Consider the following 19372-nt stretch of genomic DNA (forward strand, 5'->3'; position numbering starts at 1 on the left):
TTACTTTACTTAGCGTCGCCATAGACAAGTGAATGTACTTGGCGCCAATCAACTAGCTTAAAGTTTTGTGGTTGCTGTGGCATACGATTGTAGCCATCTTGCACTATTAATACGCCAAGAGGGTAGCCAGGCAGCGGTTTGGCTGTAACGGTTAAGCCATCGGTTTCTGACACGCCATCAATACCGTTATTTAAGTTTGCAATAATATTAAACTTACTGACAAACTCAAGGGTAGGGTGTTTTTCACCTTTATTTATGCGATACACGACATAACTATCGTCACCTTGGCTAGATACCACTAATAAGCGCTCGTCTTTACCATGATAAATCTCCATACCTTCTACATCATCAACCAGCATGTTATCAACTGATTGCAGTAATATCGGCTGTTGTTTTGTATCTGGTTCAGCATTAATAAACCAAATACCAGCGTCTTCTTCACCAGCAAAAAGTTCCCCATTTTTATCATCACTACTACAACCTTCCGGTTGGCTCGGTAAAGTAAATTCGCGCACCAGTTTGCCCGAGACTTGTTGCTGTTGGCTGGTTATTTTATATTGCTGATATAACCCTGATTTATCATTCACAAATACATAGTCACCTGATTTCGATGAGTACATGCATAAGCCATAAATCTCACTCAAATTGGTAGCCACGCTACCTAAGTGGTGTACGCTGTTTTGTATGTCGACAGTGAACAAACTAATGCTATTTTCACTACGGTTACTGGCTGCAATTAGAGTGTGAGTTGGGTTGTTGATATTACTACTTTGACGAACGTCAACATTGTTAACTCTACCTACGTCAAGGCTTTGAATTTGCTCTCCAGCTAAGTTATAGATCATCAGTCCGCGACGTTTATCGGTGCCTATGATCAAGCTTTTAGCGGCGTCGGTTGGATGCACCCAGATGGCTGGATCGTCTGCGGCATCACCAAATGCTGCAACTGGTGTCGTTTGCACTTTTGCATACACATGTGCTGTTTTTGCAGTGGTGGTGTTGGTTTTTGTCGTACTGGTGATTGGGTCTAAAATTAACTGGCTGCTGCGGTACGCGCCACTTTCATCGTCATACATAATGGCTTGAGCAGTAGTGGCGTTATTGTCAATTACCACAGAACCAATACTGAGATCTCCAGAGACACGCCACTTTTGTTGTATACCTTGCTCTGGATTATATCGGTATAGGGTGTTATTGCTGCTGCTAGTAAACCAGAGGCTGCCATCAGTGCTGGTGGTTAATGCGCCAATACCGCTTGCCAGTTCACCAAAGGGAGCAACCATGGTAAGGGGTTGTTTACTCGCTGAAGATTCTGCATTGGCGTTCATTTGCCAAATGCCAAGTTCTTCTTCACTGATAAATAATTGTTGGCTTACATCATTAACCGCACAACCCGCAGCTTCATTTACACCGGCAAATTCTCGGACCGCAATGTTAGTGGTTTGCTCTGTGGCAAAGTTATAAATTAAGGTTTCGCGCATTAAGCCGCGAACATCAGCAACAAAAGCAGAAATACTCCCCGTATTGTGATTGTTAAATAGGCAGACCGCTTCAGGTTTTGCTTGTGGTGCAACAATCGGTGCGTGCTCCGTTAGTTGCCAGTTGCCGTTACTTTGAGTTAGGGTGAAAACGGCAACCAGATCACGTTCGTTATCAATACTGGTCACTAAAAAGCGATTATCGCCAATAGTACGTACTGACAGAGTTTCAAAGTTACCCGCTTTAAGTACTTCGCTATGTTGCTTATTTTGCTCTACAACAATTAAGCCTTGGCTTTCACTGGCTAGTAACCATGCATCATCAAAAAGCCAAGCAGCTTGCGATCCTTGAATATTATTTTGTTGCCAAAATGGTGCGCTGTTAAGCTTTAATGTAGTTTGGCTTGGTTGAGTGGAATTAACATCTTGGCTGCTGCAAGCGCCTAATGTTGCTGTGAGTGTTAATATGCTCAGTGCATAAGCAAGTGGTTTAAGTGTTGGCACGAGTAAAGTCCTAAGTTAGCCATGTATGCGATGCAAGCTAAATAACTTTTATGACAAAACCGTGACAAAAGAAAGACTTCTGCAGTGAGAGTAAAGCTATTTAGGTTTCCTTTCATTCAATGCTTTTTATTTTATCTGTCTGTTTTTATTGGTTTTAATTTTTAATTGTTAGTTTTAAAATGACCCATTAGGGCATCGCTTTCATGCTGAGCTGATGTGACCCTAAGCATGATATAGCGGTTATTTTTCTGTGATGGTGGTGTGTATTTCTGTTTTCATTTGCGCTAATGCTTGTAGCACGGAACGTTGCCAAATAGCTTTAAATGCCTTACTAAATAAATATAAGAAGAGCAAAGGCATGATAAATAATTTGATGATTAGTAACGACACTAAGTTTAAAAATTCAATAAATAAGCCCTCTAAAGAATTAGCCATATCTGTAATGCCAGTGGTAACGGTATCAACGACTTTGCTAATTAAATTGCCAGAATTACCTGCTAGTTGGTCGTTATAATCATGCAGCTGTTGTTGCAGTTGAGCTTTCTGTTGATATAACGCGGCGAACTGATTGTTGATAGATGCTTGTTGTTGCTTTAACTCGCGTTGTTTTTGCAGTAATTGTTTAGCCTCGGGAAGCTCTGTTAAGGTGAGTTTTTCGGCTAAACTGCGGGTCGTTTGAATGGCGTCAATTTGCTTATTTAATTGCTCAAGCTGCTGTTGGTTATCTGTAATAATTGCTTTTAATTGTTGTTGCTGAACGGCAATAAGTTCGAGTTCATCGAGAGTTGTTTGCTTGTCACTGTTAATTTTTGCGCTCAGTTGTGCTGATAGTGTGGAGGTTGCATTAGCCTGTACGCTAAGTGTGTCAACGGTCTTTTCAACATATTGATTTTGATGATTAATTTCTTCATCTAGAAAGGCTTGGCTGGCAAGCCCAGTTGCAAGTACTACAAATGGAATTAAAAACCGCACTAAAATCAGGCTAGCGAGTAACTTACCTTTAAGCTGTTTTAAATACCCAAAATAATCACAGACTAAATAACTAATGACGCTGGCGGTAAACAAGGTGCTAAAAAATACCCCTGATGAAATAGTAAATAAAATCCGCTGGATAAACAGTGAGCCTAATGATATGCGCATCGCATCGGCAATGTATTCGGCTAAATCGTTCACCGGATCAAGCAATTGTGCAGGCGCTATGCTGGCTATACCAATACCGACTTCAGCCGACTGCAATAAAGAAATAATGCCGTTAACACTGCGCGCAGAAGCATAAACTAATGATGACTGCACTAAGGTTTGGTCAAGAAAATCCATGACATAGCTGTTAAATTGCTCTGACCAGCAAAGTATAATAAGAATAATTAAAGCAATGTATTTAGCTGTACATACTGAACGGCTCCGCATTTTTATCCTTTAAAAATTAGCTATTTAGTTCATTTTTATTAATGGTAACAATTCGTTGTGGGAATGGAATTTCAATATCCGCACCTTGAATCGCACTATATACACCACCGTTTACGGCCAGCTTGGTTTCAATTATTTTCGTCGTCGGCACCCAGTAGCGGTAACTAATAGTTACTCCACTTTCAGCAAACCGTTCAATGCCAACTTGTGATAGCGGTTCATTTGCGACTAACTCATGGTCTTTCAATACGTTTTCTATAAGCTCTATAGCATGCTCAGCACTGGCATTATAGGCAATATCAATTTCACCTTTGACCAATGAATAATTAAATGAGTTATGCAGTATTTCGCCAACGATGTGTTTGTTAGGAATAGTAATTTCGACTTTTTCTTCATTGATCAAAATGGTGTAACCTAGCTCAATGGTTTTTACTTGGCCGCTGACATTTTTAACTTCAATCGTGTCACCAACGATAAAGGGGCGGGTGGCAATAATAGCCAAGCCTGCGCCATAATTTGATAACATCCCTTGCAATGCTAAACCAGCACCAAGAGAAGCTGCACCAATTGCAGCGACAAAAGGTGTGACACTTATGCCAATTTTACCTAGCGCAATAATAATGAACATAACGATAAACAATACTTTCACTACATTACTGACAAAATTAGTGAGAGTAATATCAATATTATTACGCGCCATTAAAGCGGCAATCATCTTAGATATTTTTTGTGCCACCCACAAACCAAAAATCAAGATCAACAATGCGCCAACTAATTGCATGCTGTACTTAACGAGGTACTCACTGATCATGGTGTAGTATTTTTCAACTTGTTGAATTTCTGTACTGATCATCTATTATCCATAAATAAAGTGGTTAAACTATTTCATCATAGCAGAGCTTGACTCAAAAAAGGATAAAGTAATGGTACGATTAAAGCGGTAAGTAATGCGCTCAGTGCCATTGCCACTGAAGCAAATGCACCAATACGCGGATGCTCAACAAGTACGGCGGCGGTGCCTATTGCATGAAATGCAGTACCAATTGCAACGCCTTGTGCCTGATGGTTATAAATGCCCACCTGACGAAGAATAAGTAGCGCGAACAAAGCACCTAATAAGCCGATAAAAATCACCATCGCAGCTGCCAACGAAGCAATGCCTCCGAGTGAATCAGTCACTAATAGAGTAATGGGAGTAGTGACCGATAAAGCGGCAACAGATGCTGCTAATTGTGCAGGCACATTAAATGCGGCACTGAGTAAGGTTGCAACCACAGTGGCATTGATTATGCCCAAACTACAGCAGCCAACAATCAGCAGGAGATTTCTTCGTATATGCACAAATTGTTGATATAGCGGTAATGCAAGCGCAACAATGGCAGGCTCCAGTAAATAGCTTAATAACCGGCTATGGCTGGCAAATTGCGAGTAGGGCAGTGAAAAACTCACTAGTAATATGGCTATAAGCGTAATAGTGATAAAAACGGGATTAGTCAGCGCTTTTAATAAAGGATTGTTAATGGTTGTATTGAGCTTCCTTAATCCTAAAAACAGCGTGATAATTACAGGAATACTTAACCACCATAGATCAATCATGTTCAATCCTGCCTTTAAATACACTGATCACCGTTGCGATAAGCAGTAAGCTGGTCAATGGCACCAAAATGAAAACTGCACTGAGAAATTGCCATTGCAGGGCGATGATCTCAAGGTGTTCGATAAAACCAACTCCAGCAGGGATGAAAAAAAGCGGCATGACATTTAATAATGGCTTAGCACAGGGAGTTAAGTGATGCTCTTTAACTACGTTTGTTAAAAGTAACGTAAGTAGCATTAGCATCGCTAAGAGGGGGGCTGGAAAGCTGCCTTGCAGCCAGTGCATGATTATTTTTGCTATCGCCAAACAACCCAAAATCAAACAGCTGCTGAGTAAATAAGGGAAGATTTTTTTAAGCACTTGGGGTCGGGGATCCATTGATTATTTACTCACTACAGGTCGTATTATACTTCATCATATTTGCTTGTTGAAAACTATGCGACTTATTGCTTAGCGTTGATATTAAGTGAATTTGTTACCAACGTTTACTATTTTGATACTCAATGTTATCGGCGCCTTTGGCTTTTGCAATGGCCTTTTTTGTATTGCTGTTAATAAGCAGACGAATTTGGCTAATGGTTTCTTTTGCTAAAATTTGTCTTCTTGGAGTGTTAAAACTTTGTTGAGTAACGCGTTTTATTGCCGCTAAAGTATCCGGTGAGCGAGCTAATAAGGTATTGATCATTGCTAAACAGCGTTGTTTTGGATCCGCATTTACTTCGGTTATTAACCCTAATTGCAGCGCTTTATCAGCACTAATAGGATCTGCATGACTGGCAAGCCACATGGCATCGTCACGTTTTAGTAAGCTAGGTAGTACAACATTTGCACCCATATCAGGGCATAGTCCCCAGCGCGCTTCCATAATGGCTAATTTAGCATCTGGGTGCACAATCCGATAATCAGCCCCAAGAGCTATTTGCAGGCCACCACCAAAGCAATTACCTTGGACGACTGCGAATACCGGCACACTTAGTGATTGCCAACCCAGCACAACTTGCTGCGCTAAATTACAGTTACCCGGCAACCATTTAAATAGCAACTTGGCAATATTTATGGGACTTTTCATAACGGCAGCAACATCCAGTCCAGCACAAAAATGCTCACCATCACCTTGAATAACGACAGCGCGGATAGTCGGGTCTTTTTTAATTTTTTTAATAATACTTGTCAGCTGTTTGAACATGACAAAATTCAACGCATTTTGTTTATCTTTTCGGGATAATGTAACGAAGGCGATTGCCTGTTGTGTTTCAAAGTTAATCATGTCAACTCCTCTGACCTGTTTCAGTTTAGCTTACGAGTTAATTGAATTGATGTAAAGCGTGGCTTTTTTTGAAAAACAAGCTGTTTTAGAGTCAGTTATTATTAACTTGAGATACAAATGATTACAAATTGGTCTATATTTTTAATCGAGTGGCTTGTTATATAATCAGCCAATAATAGCCTCTGAACGTAACTTGACGTTTAAGGATAATTTAAATACATACATAAAGGTAGTTGCGCAGCTACCAAGGAGATAAACCATGCTAAAAAGGTTCACGCCTAGCATTTTAGGAACTTACATGTCATTAGCGATCAAAGGGGTAGTTGGTACAACATTAATCGCTTTTTTAGCTGGTTGTTCAGATGATAACGCTACCAAACAAGTCGCTCCACCTCCCGCGGTTTCAGTATTTAATGTTGTTACCCAAGAGGTGGGGAATTATCGAGAGTTTGTTGCTCGCACGGAAGCTCATCAGGAAGTAAAAATTCGCGCTCGTGTTGAGGGGGAATTAATTGAACGTCATTTTGATGAAGGCTCATTTGTTGAAAAAGGACAGTTATTACTAAGAATTGACCCAAGTGAATACCAATCCTCTGTTGCTGAAATTGAAGCAGACTTAAAAAGTAAACTTGCTGGCGAAGATGGTGCGTCTCGTGATTTAAAACGCGGTAAAGAAGTTGCTGCACAAGGGTTTATTTCACAATCTGATTTAGATAAATTAACCACTAAATATGAGCAAGCCGCTGCTGCTGTTATTTCTGCAAAGGCCAGCCTTGAAAAAGCAAAATTAAATCTAAGTTACACCGAGATAAAAGCGCCGTTTGCAGGGCGTATCGGTAAGGTTAATTATGACGTAGGCAACATTGTTAGCCCTTCCTCAAATGAATTGGCGGAATTGACTGATGTGGATCCAATTTATGTTAACTTCCAGGTCGAAGAAGGCGATTACATTAGTTATCGTCAAAAACATCAAGATAGTGCTAATAACCCTCAAAATGTACCAATAGATTTATCCCTGCGTTTGCCAAATAACTCGGACTTGGGATCAAAAGGGCAGTTAGATTTTGCCGATACGAAAATTGATCGCAGTACTGGCACTGTTGAATTAAGAGCTACATTCGCTAATCCACAGAACATTATAATGCCAGGCTTATTTGTCACCTTAATTGTTGAAAGTAAAGATAAGCAACTGCAAGCACTTATTCCTCAAGCTGCAGTACAAGAAAATCAACAAGGTAAATTTGTATTAGTAGTGGGTGAAGATAATAAAGTTGCAACGCGTATTGTGCAATTAGGACGGCGTATAAATGCGATGTGGGTCGTTAAATCGGGTCTTGAAGAAGGTGAGCAAGTGATTGTTGAAGGTTTACAAAAAGTACGTCAAGGGGTCGAAGTTAAACCAGTCGAAAAAAAGGTCGATCACACCACAGGTACAATTTCTAGCCAACCAGACGCTGCAAACTAAAGGAAACGCACATGATAAGTAAAACGTTTATCGCGCGGCCTAAATTTGCCCTAGTCATTTCGATAGTGATTACGCTAGCGGGTTTGATTTCCATGGGTTTGCTGCCAGTTAATATGTATCCCGAGATTACTCCACCGCAAATACAGATCACCGCAGTTTACCCAGGTGCCAGTGCGCAAATAGTGGAAGAGTCAGTGGTCAGGCCCATTGAAGAGCAAGTCAATGGTGTCAAAGATATGATGTATATCGAGTCCAGCTCCAGTAATAATGGCACGGCTACGATTACGGTATACTTTAAGGTGGGCACGGATACTGATATTGCTCAAGTAAATGTGCAAAACCGTGTTGCCTTAGCTGAACCGGGGTTACCCAGCGAAGTAACCCGCCAAGGTGTATCGGTTAAGAAAAAATCCAGTTCAATGTTATTGGGTATTAACTTGTATTCTAGCCAAGCAAACATTGATGCCATTTTTTTAAGTAACTATGCAACAAACTACTTAACTGAACCGCTGGGCCGAATTAAAGGCGTGGCATCGGCTGAAGTTATGGGTGAGAAAACCTACTCAATGCGATTGTGGTTACGCCCAGATAAAATGGCGGCGTTAGGGCTGACAGTAGGCGAAGTTAGGGCGGCATTACAAGAGCAGAACACTATAGTTGCAGCTGGTAAGTTAGGTGCGGCACCGAGCTCACCAAGTCAGCAGTTTGAATATTCAATTCAGGCTAAAGGGCGTTTAAAAACTCCAAATGAATTTGGCCAAACAATTATTCGTGCTAATCAAGATGGTAACTTTGTACGTTTGACTGATATTGCTCGCATTGAACTTGGCTCAGCAGATTACAGCACTACAGCTAAGTTAAACCAGCAAGATACTGCTTTTATAGTTATTTACCAATTAACAGATGCCAATGCAACGCAAGTGGCAAGTGATGTTAAAGCCACCATGGCAGAGCTTGCTAAGCAATTACCAGATGGTGTTGAATACTCAATACCATACGATACGACAGAGTTTATCAATCGCTCAATCGAAGAAGTGATTGTTACATTATTTCAAGCTGTTGGCCTGGTTGTTTTAGTGGTGTTTTTGTTTTTACAAAATTGGCGCGCGACACTTATTCCAACTATTGCCATTCCAGTATCGTTGGTGGGCACGTTTGCTTTTATGATGGCTATGGGTTACTCAATTAACTTAATCACCTTATTTGGTTTAGTGCTAGCGATCGGTATTGTGGTAGATGATGCAATTATTGTAATTGAGAATGTTGAGCGGATCCTCAAAGAAGAAAAGCTGCCGATTAAAGAGGCTGTCACTAAAGCGATGGAGCAAGTAACCGGGCCTATAATTGCGACCACCCTAGTTTTATTAGCTGTATTTGTGCCAGTAGGCTTCATGCCAGGTATTACTGGGGAGCTTTATAAGCAGTTTTCTGTAACGATTTCGTTTGCGGTATTAATTTCGTCCGTTAACGCATTAACCCTAAGCCCAGCTTTATGTGCCTTATTGTTAACTGAAAAGTCAATGAAACCGATAAAATGGCTGGCGCCAGTTGAAAAAGGCATTGTTAAATCAACCTCCATCTATTCTAAAATTATCCACTTTATTCTAAAACGCTCAGCGAGAATGGCTATTTTTGCCTTAGTTATTTTTGTAGCGGCAGGTTGGCTTGCTAAAAGCGTTCCAACAGGCTTTGTCCCAGCCGAAGACCAAGGCTTTGTATTTGTAGATGTGCAATTACCAGATGCGGCGGCTTCGGGACGCACTGTTGATGTGATGCATAAAATAGGTGACATTATTAAACAAGAACCAGCTGCAACCGATTTTATTGCTGTATCCGGTTTTTCTTTGATTGGCGGGGCGGGTTCAAATAATGCTTTAGGTATTGTTATTTTAAAAGACTGGGAAGAGCGCACCAGTACTGAACTTGGCTTAAAGTCAGTGATTGGTCGTTTGATGGGAAAAATGTGGGCTATGCCTGATGCGCAGATAATGGTATTTAACCCGCCGCCAATTCCTGGTTTGGGTAATAGCGCTGGTTTTGAGTTTCGTCTGCAAGACAGTGAAGGCCGAGATCCTATTGAGTTGGCACAAGTACTTAATGGGCTGGTATATGAAGCGAACCAACATCCAAGCTTGAGTAATGTGTACAGTACTTTTAGAGCAAATGTACCGCAGTACTTTTTAGAGATAGATCGCAATAAAGCTAAAGCTCAAGGGGTTGCATTAAGTGACATATTCTTAACGCTGCAAGCCCAGCTCGGTTCATTATATATTAACGATTTCAATCAGTTTAGCCGTACTTACAAAGTAATCATGCAAGCTGAGAGTGAGTTCCGTAAAAATCCCTCAGACTTGCAGCATTATTTTGTGCGTAACAATGAAGGTGACATGGTGCCATTAACGACACTTGCTAAACTTGAACCAATTCTTGGGCCAACAACCCTCAAGCACTTCAATTTGTATCGTAGTGCGAGTATTAGTGGTCAAGCAGCTGCGGGGTTCTCAAGTGGTGATGCAATAGCTGCCATGGAAGAGCTAGCTAAGCAGTTACCTAATGGCTATGTATTTGAATGGGCAGGGCAATCTAAACAAGAAATTGAAGCTGGCAATATGGCACCGTTGCTATTTGCTTTGGCCGTTCTATTTGTTTACTTGTTCTTGGTTGCACAATATGAAAGTTGGACGATCCCTTTTTCAGTTATAGCAGCGATTCCACTGGCAATGTTTGGTGCAATGTTAGCGTTATACGTTTTGGGTATAGAAAATAATATTTATGCGCAAGTAGGCTTAGTACTGCTTATAGGTATGTCGACCAAAACTGCAATCTTGATTGTAGAATTTGCGATGGAAGAGCGGCTTGCAGGTAAGAGTATTTTTGATGCGGCTCTTAGTGCAGCTAAAATGAGGTTTCGTGCGGTATTAATGACGGCTCTTTCATTTGTATTAGGTGTATTACCGTTAGTATTTGCAACTGGCGCTGGAGCGGGAAGCCGTGTATCGCTGGGTGTCACTGTGCTAGCCGGCATGTTAGCAGCGACTATATTGGGTACTTTGTTGGTGCCGTTATTTTATAGTTTGGTGCAGTCAATGCGCGAAAAAATAAAGGGTACAGCGACTTCATAAGCGTAAAATAAGCTTTGTATAAAAAAAGTCAGGGAAACCTGGCTTTTTTTTGTCAAAAATTTGCTGAGGTTTGATACTATATCTGGCATTAGCATCATGAAAGGTTTATGGCAATGACAGGACCCCGTTTATACAGTGAAGAAGAAGTAACGCATCAAGCTTACGATATCTTTTTAGAGTTAGCCCCAGATAACCTTAGTGAGCAAGATGTTGATGATTTTAACCAGCATCGAGAAGAGCTTGGCTTTATTGAAGAAGGCGAGCCTGATGATCAATGGCAAGATTTTGTTGCATTAGAAATAGAGCCAGAATTATTTATTCAGGTGTTAGTGGGACTTGAATTCGATAATCAAGATATTCTATTTGCTAAAATTTTGATTAGCCGTGATAAAGATGCGCCGTTTTGTCATATATTATGGAAAGATAGCGAATAATCTAGATGCAGTATCTTAGTGAAAACAGCCTTGTTTTAAATATCAACACAGTGAGCGAACAGTGATTAGGTTACTGCTGTTGTTGGGCTGCCTGCTTAGCTTTAAAGTCTGGGCAGTTGATCCTTTTGAAGACTTTCATGAGTATGGTCAACTCTCAGATGAAGAGATCCATAAAATCCATCAAGGCGAACTATTATACGGCGATACTGAATTTGGACTTATTGTTAGTCGCGGTAATACTAACTCGACCAGTTTTAAGTTCAAAGGTAACTTATATCAAGACCTTGATAAATGGCGTAATCAATTCAAAATAGATAGTTTATATAAACGTGATCGTAACGATGCTACTGGTAATGATGAAGTCTCGGCAAACCGTATATTTTTCTCTGCGCAGGGCAACTATAAAGTTGGGGTAAAAAACGCCTCATTCTTTATGTATGGTGATTATGAAGAAGATGAATTCAGTGGTCTTGAGTTTAAAAGTACGCTTGCGGCAGGTTATGGTAACCGTTTGTATCAAGGGGTAAAAAACCAAGTTGATTTTGATATAGGGCCTGGTTTATACCGCTCGGTGGCGCAAGATGATGCTGAGCTTGAAGATGAGCAAGACAAAACCAAAACCGGCTATTTATTACGTTTAGCACTGCAGTGGGAGCGAACTGTCTCGACTCGAACACGTTTCAATCAAGATTTAAGTATTGAGCAATCATTGTCAGGATTAAACTCACGATTAAAGTCAGAAACATCATTGATCAGCCAAGTGATGGGTGCTATATCATTAAAGTTTACTTATTTATATCGTTATAATTCTAAGCCGGAAGACGACAAGTTAAAGTTTGATTCAGAACTAAGTGCGACATTAGTTTATAGTTTTTAATATTTTAGAGAGTGTTATGTATCAGCATAAGCAATTTGCACTGTTCATTTTTGTTATTCTAAGCTGGATTGCCAGCTTTGTTGGTTTAGCTTGGTATTTAATTGGTGCCGATATGCCGTTAATGGTATTTGCAGCGATTTTAGTGCTGGTGGGTTTTTTGTTCCATGGTTTAACCATTAAAGTTGATGACAGCCAAATTAGCTGGGGTTTTGGTCCTGGTGTGTTTGGTGATAAGTTGCAGCTAGTGGATATTATTGAAGCTAAAGCAGTAGAAAATTCTTTTCGTCATGGTATTGGCTTACGTATTACCCATGATGGTTGGGTATACACAGTGTCAGGATTTAGCGCAGTACAGCTAACTTTAAAAGATGGTAGCCAATATCGCTTGGGAACTAACGACCAAGATGGTTTACTGGCAGCGTTGGCGGGTAAGATAAGCGAGCCAATAGCAGAGCCTACACTCGTTTGATTAAATTATAGATATAAAAAAAGCGCAGTAGCGCTTTTTTTATTGTCGGTTTAAGTCGATATTAGTGATCGTGACCACAGCCGCCATCACCATGAACATGGCCATGCTCTAGTTCGTCTGCTGTTGCATCACGCACTTCAAGTATTTCTACATCAAAGTTTAAAGTGATGCCAGCGAGTGGGTTATTACCATCAACAATTACATCTTCTTCTTGAATATCAATGATCATTACAGATTGATCGCCGTCATCTGTTGAGGCACGAAATTGCATACCAACTTCAATTTCCATACCTTCAAACATCGACTTTGGTACTGCTTGCATCAGATCATCATGGCGTTCGCCATAACCTTGCTCTGGTGGCACAGTAACACTGAGTGTGTCGCCCGCTTTTTTACCTTGTAGGGCATCTTCGAGGCCTTGAATTAAGTAACCGGTACCAACGATAAAGATTAGTGGCTCACCATCAAATGAGTTATCGATAGAGTTTTTGTCATTATCCATGACTGAATAATGCATTTTTACCACTTTATTTGTTGCAACGATCATAGTCACTCCTATTTATTCGTCTTCGAGAGAGTAGGGTAGAGGAAGGATTGATAGCTCTACCGTTGGGGCATGTTTTGCACGCAGTAACTGACTAGGTTCACTGTCGTTTGGCAACACAACAAGGCCAAATAAGGTTTTACTTTGTTGATTGTAGGCTTGGCTTATTAATTTGCCAGCACGACGCCAGTTTTCACCCATTTGGGTTTCAAGCTCTGGCTCTGCTAATTCTCCATCGCTGTGCCCTGATACGATATACATAGCGCGTTTATTTTTACCAAGGTATTTCATGCGGGCAACGGTTTCTTGGCCTGTGTAACAGCCTTTACGAAAGCTTACTCCACCGATTGCTTGCAGGTTAACCATTTGTGGTACGTATTCACCGAGTGCCGCTTCATTGAGCTCAGGCTCACCCGCTAAAATACTATGTTGGTGCCACAGCGCGTCGTTTTCAAGGGCGATAACCTCATCAGGCAGTGAAAATTCATCATTAACCATCAGTAAAATGCGGTTTTTTGCTAATTTTAGTGCTTTACCATGACTAAAATCGCAAGCGCTATCTTGCTCATTAAAATGAATGTTCAACGCATTTAAGGTTGCAGCTAGATCATCACCGATTAAACCAATTAACTTGCTGGTAGCAGCTTGTATTTCAACTTTTGAAAACACCGCATACTTTTTTAATTCCGTTAAAGATTGAGTGGTTTCAACCGCTGATGCTGCTAAATAGTAACTATCCTGATAAGCAAATAACTTTGCTACACTCCATAATTTACCTTTGGCATTACAGTGCCCAGCCCATAAGAAGTTGGTTTGGTTGAGCTTATTAATATCTTGGGTAATTTGGCCATGAAGGTAGGCGAGTTTATCAACACCGCTAATGCGGATCAGCTGATGTGATAAAGGGCATGCGTGTACTGTTGACATAAAAACCTGCTTTACAATAAATGTAGGCGCGTATAATACCGTAGTTAGCGCTGCTGGTATAGATGCATAAATAGCTGTTTATTCAGGTGCAATTTGTTAAACTGCTAAGTAACTTAGTACGAGGTAAAAATGACTGAAATTCACAATAAAGCGCGTATCCGCTGGGCTTGTCGCCGCGGCATGTTAGAACTAGATGTGTTATTTATGCCATTTGTAGATGAGGCATTTGATTCGTTATCTGTACAGCAGCAAGCTGTTCTTCAACGTTTGCTAGAAGCGGATGATCCCGATCTATTTGCGTGGTTTATGGGCCATCAAGAATGTAAAGATCCTGAGCTTAAACAGATGGTACAACTGATTTTAGACCGAGTTCGTGTATAGGTTTAGGGTTACTAATAATGTTCCAGACCACAGGCCTTTTGTGGTCTACTTTAGCTTGTTCGCAGTGTGTTATAGCTTATTTTTAACTAGCATATTAGCGCAATTTATTTGTGTCGCCAGTAGTACTGTTTTTGGCTATGTGAGTTGGCACTGGTATAAAAAATCCCATCCTCAGCAAGGCGTTTTTATATTAGATTCTACGCAATGTCGTTTTGAAAATAATACGCTAAAAATAAATGGCCATATCAGTAACAAAAGCCGTGTTTATCAAAGCAGTGTTTGGTTATATATTAATGGCTTTGCAAGCTCCCACTGGCTGATTATTAATGCCAGCGGGGTTGATGAACTGAGTTTTGTGCGCTTGAAACGTCTTACTTTGGCTGCTCGTCATGAGCAAGCGGAGTTAAAATAGTGGGCGTTGGATTATCATTTAACTGTGGGTAGTCAATCGTATAATGCAAGCCTCTGCTTTCTTTTCGCTCCATTGCACTGCGAATTATAAGCTCTGCTACTTGCACTAAATTACGCAGTTCAAGCAAGTTATTCGAAACGCGGAAGTTTGCATAATAATCACGAATTTCTTGTTGTAGTAATTCAACTCGGTGTAACGCACGTTCTAGGCGTTTAGTTGAACGCACAATGCCAACATAGTCCCACATAAATAGTCTTAGTTCATGCCAATTATGGGTGATCACCACTTCTTCATCTGAGTTAGTTACGCGGCTTTCATCCCACATCGGCAGCACTTTTAATGCTGGACTATGTTGTATTTTTGCTAAAATATCTTTTGCTGCGGCGTGCGCGAACACAATGCACTCTAGTAATGAATTACTGGCCATGCGATTAGCGCCATGTAGCCCCGTATAAGCGACTTCGCCTACCGCATATAAGTTATCTAGATCGGTCTTGCCGTTAAAGTCAGTCATTACTCCACCACAGGTATAATGTGCCGCAGGAACCACTGGAATTGGATCTTTAGTGATATCGAGCCCGACACTTAAGCATTTTGCATAAATGGTCGGGAAATGCTCAATAATAAAGTCTTTATCTTTATGACTGATATCTAAATACACACAGTTAGCACCTAGGCGCTTCATCTCAAAATCGATAGCGCGGGCAACAATATCGCGTGGTGCGAGCTCTTCACGCTCGTCAAAGTCTTTCATGAATCGTGTGCCGTCAGGGCGCTTTAAATAAGCACCTTCACCGCGCATCGCTTCGGTGATCAGAAAGTTTTGTAGCTCTGGGTGATATAAACTGGTCGGGTGGAATTGGTTAAATTCCATATTAGCTACTCTACAACCTGCCCGCCAAGCCATGGCGATACCATCACCACTGGATACATCAGGGTTGGATGTGTAAAGGTATACTTTACTGGCACCACCGGTTGCTAAGGCTACAAACTTAGCTGAAATTGTTTCGACTTTCTTTGCCGCTCGGTTCCACATATATACGCCATGGATATGTTTACCGTTTTGGCCTAACTTTTTATCACCAATTAAATCTATTGCGTTGTATTGTTCTAATAAGGTGATTTCTGGGTGCGCTTGTACTTGGCTTATTAGCGTTGTTTGCACTGCTCGGCCGGTAGCATCTGCAGCGTGCAAAATTCGACGATGGCTATGGCCGCCTTCACGGGTTAAATGAAAGCGCTCTTTGCCTTTGCTATCAAACTCCATATCAAAAGGCACGCCTTGCTCGATTAGCCATTGCAAGCAATCATGGGCATTACTAGCGGTGTATTGCACGGCGGCTTTGTCACATAAACCACCACCGGCATCTAAGGTGTCTTGTACGTGAGATTCAATGCTGTCATTCTTTTTATCAAACACGGCAGCAATGCCGCCTTGTGCATAAAGTGTGGAACCTTCCGTCAATTCACCTTTACTGATCACGGTAACTTTACAGTGATTAGCTAAAGATAATGCTAATGAGAGGCCAGCTGCGCCGCTGCCAATAATAGCGACATCCGTGATATGGTGTTTATTTTGGTTCATGTCCGTGGTCTTTGCGGTTACAATGCCCAGATACTAATGTATAAACAGTAATGAGCAAATAATAATATTATGATAGGCGTATATGTATCATATTTGGCGCGACACTATTAGTGATTTTCAACTTTCGCCAACATATTTATATGCTATTTTATAAAAAAATAATATTAAACAGAACTTTTCATTCATGCAGCAGTCAGAGTATTTGTAAACAATGGCAGGATATGAATGACAAGCAATAATCAGACAGAGGAGTACCGGCTCGAATGAGCGAGCAGGATTTGGATTTAGCGCTAGTAAAAAGGGTCCAGCAGGGCGATAAAAATGCCTTCAATCTTTTAGTAAAGAAGTATCAGAACAAAATAGCCGGTTTGATTTCACGTTATGTATCAAATCAAGGCGATATTGCTGATGTTGCTCAAGAAGCTTTTATTAAAGCATACCGCGCACTTCCAAACTTTAGAGGGGACAGTGCCTTTTATACTTGGTTATACCGTATCGCCGTTAATTGTGCTAAAAATTACTTAGTGGCTCAGGGCCGCAAACCGCCAGCAAATGATATAGATGCTGACGATGCAGAGTTTTATGAAGGGTCTGATGCAATGCGTTCAAATGCATCCCCTGAAAACTTGCTACTAAGCGAAGAAGTTCGCGCAGTGATTTTTAACACCATTGATAGTTTGCCTGAAGATCTTAAAACCGCGATCACTCTACGAGAAATCGAAGGGATGAGCTATGAAGAAATAGCCGTGGTGATGGATTGCCCAGTCGGGACGGTGCGTTCGCGTATTTTCCGTGCCCGTGAAGCAATAGATAACAAATTAAACCCATTAATAGGCGAGTCTTAATATGACAAAAGCACACGTTAACAAGTTGGATAATCAGCATCTATCCGCATTACTTGACGGCGAACAATCATTAACTGATGAGGTTATTGCCCAGCAAGATGCGGCAACCTTAGGACGTTATGCGCTAATAGGTGACGTAATGCGTGCTGAGTCAGAAGATGCTTTCGTCTTTGATATAAGCGATAGTGTTGCGCAAGCGCTGGAAAGTGAACCAGTTTATGCTGATTTCACACAATCTGCGTCACAACCTGCACCATTGGCTGCCACGGGCACCGATAACGTAGTGGCGTTTAACTGGCGCAAACCAGTTGCACAACTTGCAATTGCAGCAAGTGTTGCCATGTTTGCAATTGTTGGTGTACAAACATTGCCACAAGGTGAAAACTCACCTAGCAATGAAATTCCGATGTTACAAACAACACCAGTAACAGGAATGGCATCACCAGTTAGCTATTCGTCAGAACCCGCTTTACAAAATGCAGAGCAAGGTTTGCGTGAGTTACAGCAACAGCGTATTGGCGCGTTAGTATTAGAACATCAACGCCAAGCACGAGTTGCATATTCATTAGAAAAAGCTCACACTGAGGCGCAAGCCGAAGAGGAAAAAAACTAATTAAATGAAAGTAATTACTTTTATTTTGTCGTTGGTATTAATGGCTCCAGCCTTTGCTGACGACGAAAACCCCGCAAAAGAGCTTCTGCTCAAAATGGCTGACGCCGTTCATAATCGTAACTTTGACGCATCATTTGTGGTCGTCAAAGGGAAGACAATGGAACCATATCGTTGGTTGCATGCAAAACAAGGTAATACAGAACTCGAGCATTTGAGCTTACTCAATGGCGCAGGCCTTGAAATGGTTCGTATTGATGATCAAGTTACTTATTTTGAGCCACAGTCTGAACCTTACTCAATAGATACTGATTCTATAGCAGGCCCAATCCCAGAAGTGTTATTCAAAGATGTTGAGCGTTTAAGCCAACATTACGATTTTGTGCTCGGTGGTAAAGGCCGTATTGCAGGGCGTGCTGCGCAGCTTGTGCGTATCGAATCAAAAGACGAGTATAAGTTTAATTATTGGCTGTGGCTTGATGCTGAGTCATCGCTATTACTAAAATCTGCTTATGTTAATCATGCCGGTGAGATGTTAGAACAACTACAGTTAACCCATATTAGTGTAACCGAAGAGCCCGCTGCGTTATTACTTGAAATGCTAAATCGTAAGTTTCCAACGCCATTACCAGCAGCGGCAATTACCAAAAATGAAGCAAGTACAGAAAGTAATAATTGGCAAATAGGCTGGTTACCGGAGGGGTTTAGTTTGTTAAAATCAGACCGTCATAAGCTTGATTTGAACAATGAACTGACGGATTATTATTTATACTCAGATGGTTTTGTCGAAATTTCAGTGTTTGTACAAAGACCATTACCTGGTCGCAGGCCAAGCGGTGCATTGTCATCCGGTGCCACGACAGTATATGTGCATAATAGCGGTAGTTTTGATGTGTCAGTGGTGGGGAATATTCCAGCAATGACTGCAAAAGCAATTGCTGAATCGGTTGCAAGACCCTTGTAATATAAGCTGATAATGATAGAACAAACCCTTACAGTGGTGTCGATTCAAGGCGCCACTGCGCATTTAGAAGCCCAACAAAAGCAAGCCTGTGAAGGGTGCAACGGCCGTTGTGGTTCTCAAATATTTAGTAAGTTATTTGGCACTGCTAAAAAAACCTTCCCCTATCGCTTTGAAATCCCTGTTGTGGTTGGGCAAAAAGTAACCCTAGCACTGGATGATAGCCACATGGTAAAGCATGCTTTTGCAGTGTATATGTTGCCTTTGGTATTAAGTCTGGTATTTGCGTTAGTGGCTGCTGAGGTTTTTTCTGTGCCTGAATGGTTGCAAATCATTGCCGCTATAGGTGGTGGTTTTACTGGCTTTGGCATTGCTAAAAGCCGAGTGAAAAGCCTAAAGCATGATGTTAAAGTAATAAAAATTCACCCAATTAGCCTCCCTTTAACTCAAATAGATGGTGATTGAAGCCAATTAAATGTAAAATTGC

20 protein-coding genes are annotated in these 19372 nt (G+C 41.1%); 11 read left to right on the plus strand and 9 right to left on the minus strand.

Annotated features, from left to right (window positions below):
- Positions 1-5: 5 nt before the first annotated feature.
- From H5162_RS11220 to H5162_RS11245, 6 genes are all read right to left on the minus strand, one after another.
- Positions 6-1982 carry a phytase gene (locus tag H5162_RS11220; protein WP_182778549.1) on the minus strand — a complete coding sequence of 659 codons (1977 nt, stop codon included), beginning with the start codon at positions 1980-1982 and terminating at the stop codon, positions 6-8.
- 240 nt (positions 1983-2222) lie between these two features.
- The gene (locus H5162_RS11225; RefSeq protein ID WP_182778551.1) at positions 2223-3389 is read right to left on the minus strand and encodes a hypothetical protein; all 1167 of its coding nucleotides are present in this window, start codon (positions 3387-3389) and stop codon (positions 2223-2225) included.
- A 16-nt stretch (positions 3390-3405) separates the two neighbouring features.
- Positions 3406-4242 (minus strand): mechanosensitive ion channel family protein, encoded by an 837-nt coding sequence (locus H5162_RS11230; protein WP_182734488.1) that lies wholly within the window; start codon positions 4240-4242, stop codon positions 3406-3408.
- A gap of 35 nt (positions 4243-4277) precedes the next feature.
- The gene (locus H5162_RS11235; protein ID WP_182778553.1) at positions 4278-4985 is read right to left on the minus strand and encodes an LrgB family protein; all 708 of its coding nucleotides are present in this window, start codon (positions 4983-4985) and stop codon (positions 4278-4280) included.
- Entirely contained in the window at positions 4978-5364 is a 387-nt protein-coding gene (locus H5162_RS11240; RefSeq protein WP_145237642.1) for a CidA/LrgA family protein, read from the minus strand. Before H5162_RS11240 ends, H5162_RS11235 begins: the two co-directional genes overlap by 8 nt.
- A gap of 97 nt (positions 5365-5461) precedes the next feature.
- Positions 5462-6253, minus strand: a complete 792-nt coding sequence (locus H5162_RS11245; RefSeq protein WP_182716997.1) for a crotonase/enoyl-CoA hydratase family protein — start codon at positions 6251-6253, stop codon at positions 5462-5464.
- A gap of 298 nt (positions 6254-6551) precedes the next feature.
- Here H5162_RS11245 and H5162_RS11250 point away from each other — a divergent pair, with 298 nt between their 5' ends.
- The 5 genes from H5162_RS11250 to H5162_RS11270 all read left to right on the plus strand — a co-directional run bounded on the left by H5162_RS11250 (position 6552) and on the right by H5162_RS11270 (position 12620).
- Entirely contained in the window at positions 6552-7718 is a 1167-nt protein-coding gene (locus tag H5162_RS11250) for an efflux RND transporter periplasmic adaptor subunit (protein WP_182731872.1), read from the plus strand.
- Between the two features lie 11 nt (positions 7719-7729).
- Positions 7730-10840: an efflux RND transporter permease subunit gene (locus tag H5162_RS11255; RefSeq protein WP_182778555.1), complete on the plus strand. Its 3111-nt coding sequence runs from the start codon at positions 7730-7732 to the stop codon at positions 10838-10840.
- Positions 10841-10953: 113 nt separating this feature from the next.
- Positions 10954-11274, plus strand: coding sequence for an HI1450 family dsDNA-mimic protein (locus H5162_RS11260; RefSeq protein ID WP_145237630.1), 321 nt, complete (start codon positions 10954-10956; stop codon positions 11272-11274).
- Between the two features lie 61 nt (positions 11275-11335).
- Positions 11336-12151 carry a DUF481 domain-containing protein gene (locus H5162_RS11265; protein WP_182731873.1) on the plus strand — a complete coding sequence of 272 codons (816 nt, stop codon included), beginning with the start codon at positions 11336-11338 and terminating at the stop codon, positions 12149-12151.
- A gap of 16 nt (positions 12152-12167) precedes the next feature.
- Positions 12168-12620 (plus strand): hypothetical protein, encoded by a 453-nt coding sequence (locus H5162_RS11270; protein WP_145237622.1) that lies wholly within the window; start codon positions 12168-12170, stop codon positions 12618-12620.
- A gap of 61 nt (positions 12621-12681) precedes the next feature.
- Here the strand turns inward: H5162_RS11270 and H5162_RS11275 are convergent, their stop codons facing one another.
- A complete protein-coding gene (locus H5162_RS11275) occupies positions 12682-13167 on the minus strand; it encodes a peptidylprolyl isomerase (protein ID WP_145237619.1) in 486 nt (161 codons plus the stop codon).
- A 12-nt stretch (positions 13168-13179) separates the two neighbouring features.
- A complete protein-coding gene (gene ygfZ, locus H5162_RS11280; RefSeq protein WP_145237616.1) occupies positions 13180-14091 on the minus strand; it encodes a tRNA-modifying protein YgfZ in 912 nt (303 codons plus the stop codon).
- A gap of 129 nt (positions 14092-14220) precedes the next feature.
- Between ygfZ and H5162_RS11285 the strand changes: the two genes are divergently transcribed.
- Both H5162_RS11285 and H5162_RS11290 read left to right on the plus strand, forming a co-directional pair.
- A complete protein-coding gene (locus H5162_RS11285; protein ID WP_054205400.1) occupies positions 14221-14472 on the plus strand; it encodes a succinate dehydrogenase assembly factor 2 in 252 nt (83 codons plus the stop codon).
- A gap of 40 nt (positions 14473-14512) precedes the next feature.
- The gene (locus H5162_RS11290; RefSeq protein ID WP_246175499.1) at positions 14513-14884 is read left to right on the plus strand and encodes a hypothetical protein; all 372 of its coding nucleotides are present in this window, start codon (positions 14513-14515) and stop codon (positions 14882-14884) included.
- Here H5162_RS11290 and nadB read toward each other — a convergent pair.
- On the minus strand, positions 14844-16469 hold the full coding sequence (gene nadB, locus H5162_RS11295) for an L-aspartate oxidase (RefSeq protein ID WP_145237612.1): 1626 nt from the start codon (positions 16467-16469) through the stop codon (positions 14844-14846). The two genes, H5162_RS11290 and nadB, sit on opposite strands and share 41 nt — an antisense overlap.
- 263 nt (positions 16470-16732) lie before the next feature.
- Between nadB and rpoE the strand changes: the two genes are divergently transcribed.
- The 4 genes from rpoE to H5162_RS11315 are packed head-to-tail and all read left to right on the plus strand — an operon-like array spanning position 16733 to position 19350.
- Positions 16733-17314, plus strand: a complete 582-nt coding sequence (rpoE, locus tag H5162_RS11300) for an RNA polymerase sigma factor RpoE (protein ID WP_145237609.1) — start codon at positions 16733-16735, stop codon at positions 17312-17314.
- 1 nt (position 17315) lies between these two features.
- Complete coding sequence (locus H5162_RS11305) at positions 17316-17927, plus strand: sigma-E factor negative regulatory protein (protein WP_145237606.1); 612 nt, start codon at positions 17316-17318, stop codon at positions 17925-17927.
- Positions 17928-17931: 4 nt separating this feature from the next.
- Entirely contained in the window at positions 17932-18888 is a 957-nt protein-coding gene (locus H5162_RS11310; protein ID WP_182731874.1) for a MucB/RseB C-terminal domain-containing protein, read from the plus strand.
- Positions 18889-18900: 12 nt separating this feature from the next.
- Positions 18901-19350: a SoxR reducing system RseC family protein gene (locus H5162_RS11315; protein WP_182731875.1), complete on the plus strand. Its 450-nt coding sequence runs from the start codon at positions 18901-18903 to the stop codon at positions 19348-19350.
- The last annotated feature ends 22 nt before the right edge of the window (positions 19351-19372 follow it).

The organism is Pseudoalteromonas sp. SR41-8 (genome assembly GCF_014163915.1).
Taxonomy (GTDB): domain Bacteria; phylum Pseudomonadota; class Gammaproteobacteria; order Enterobacterales; family Alteromonadaceae; genus Pseudoalteromonas; species Pseudoalteromonas rhizosphaerae.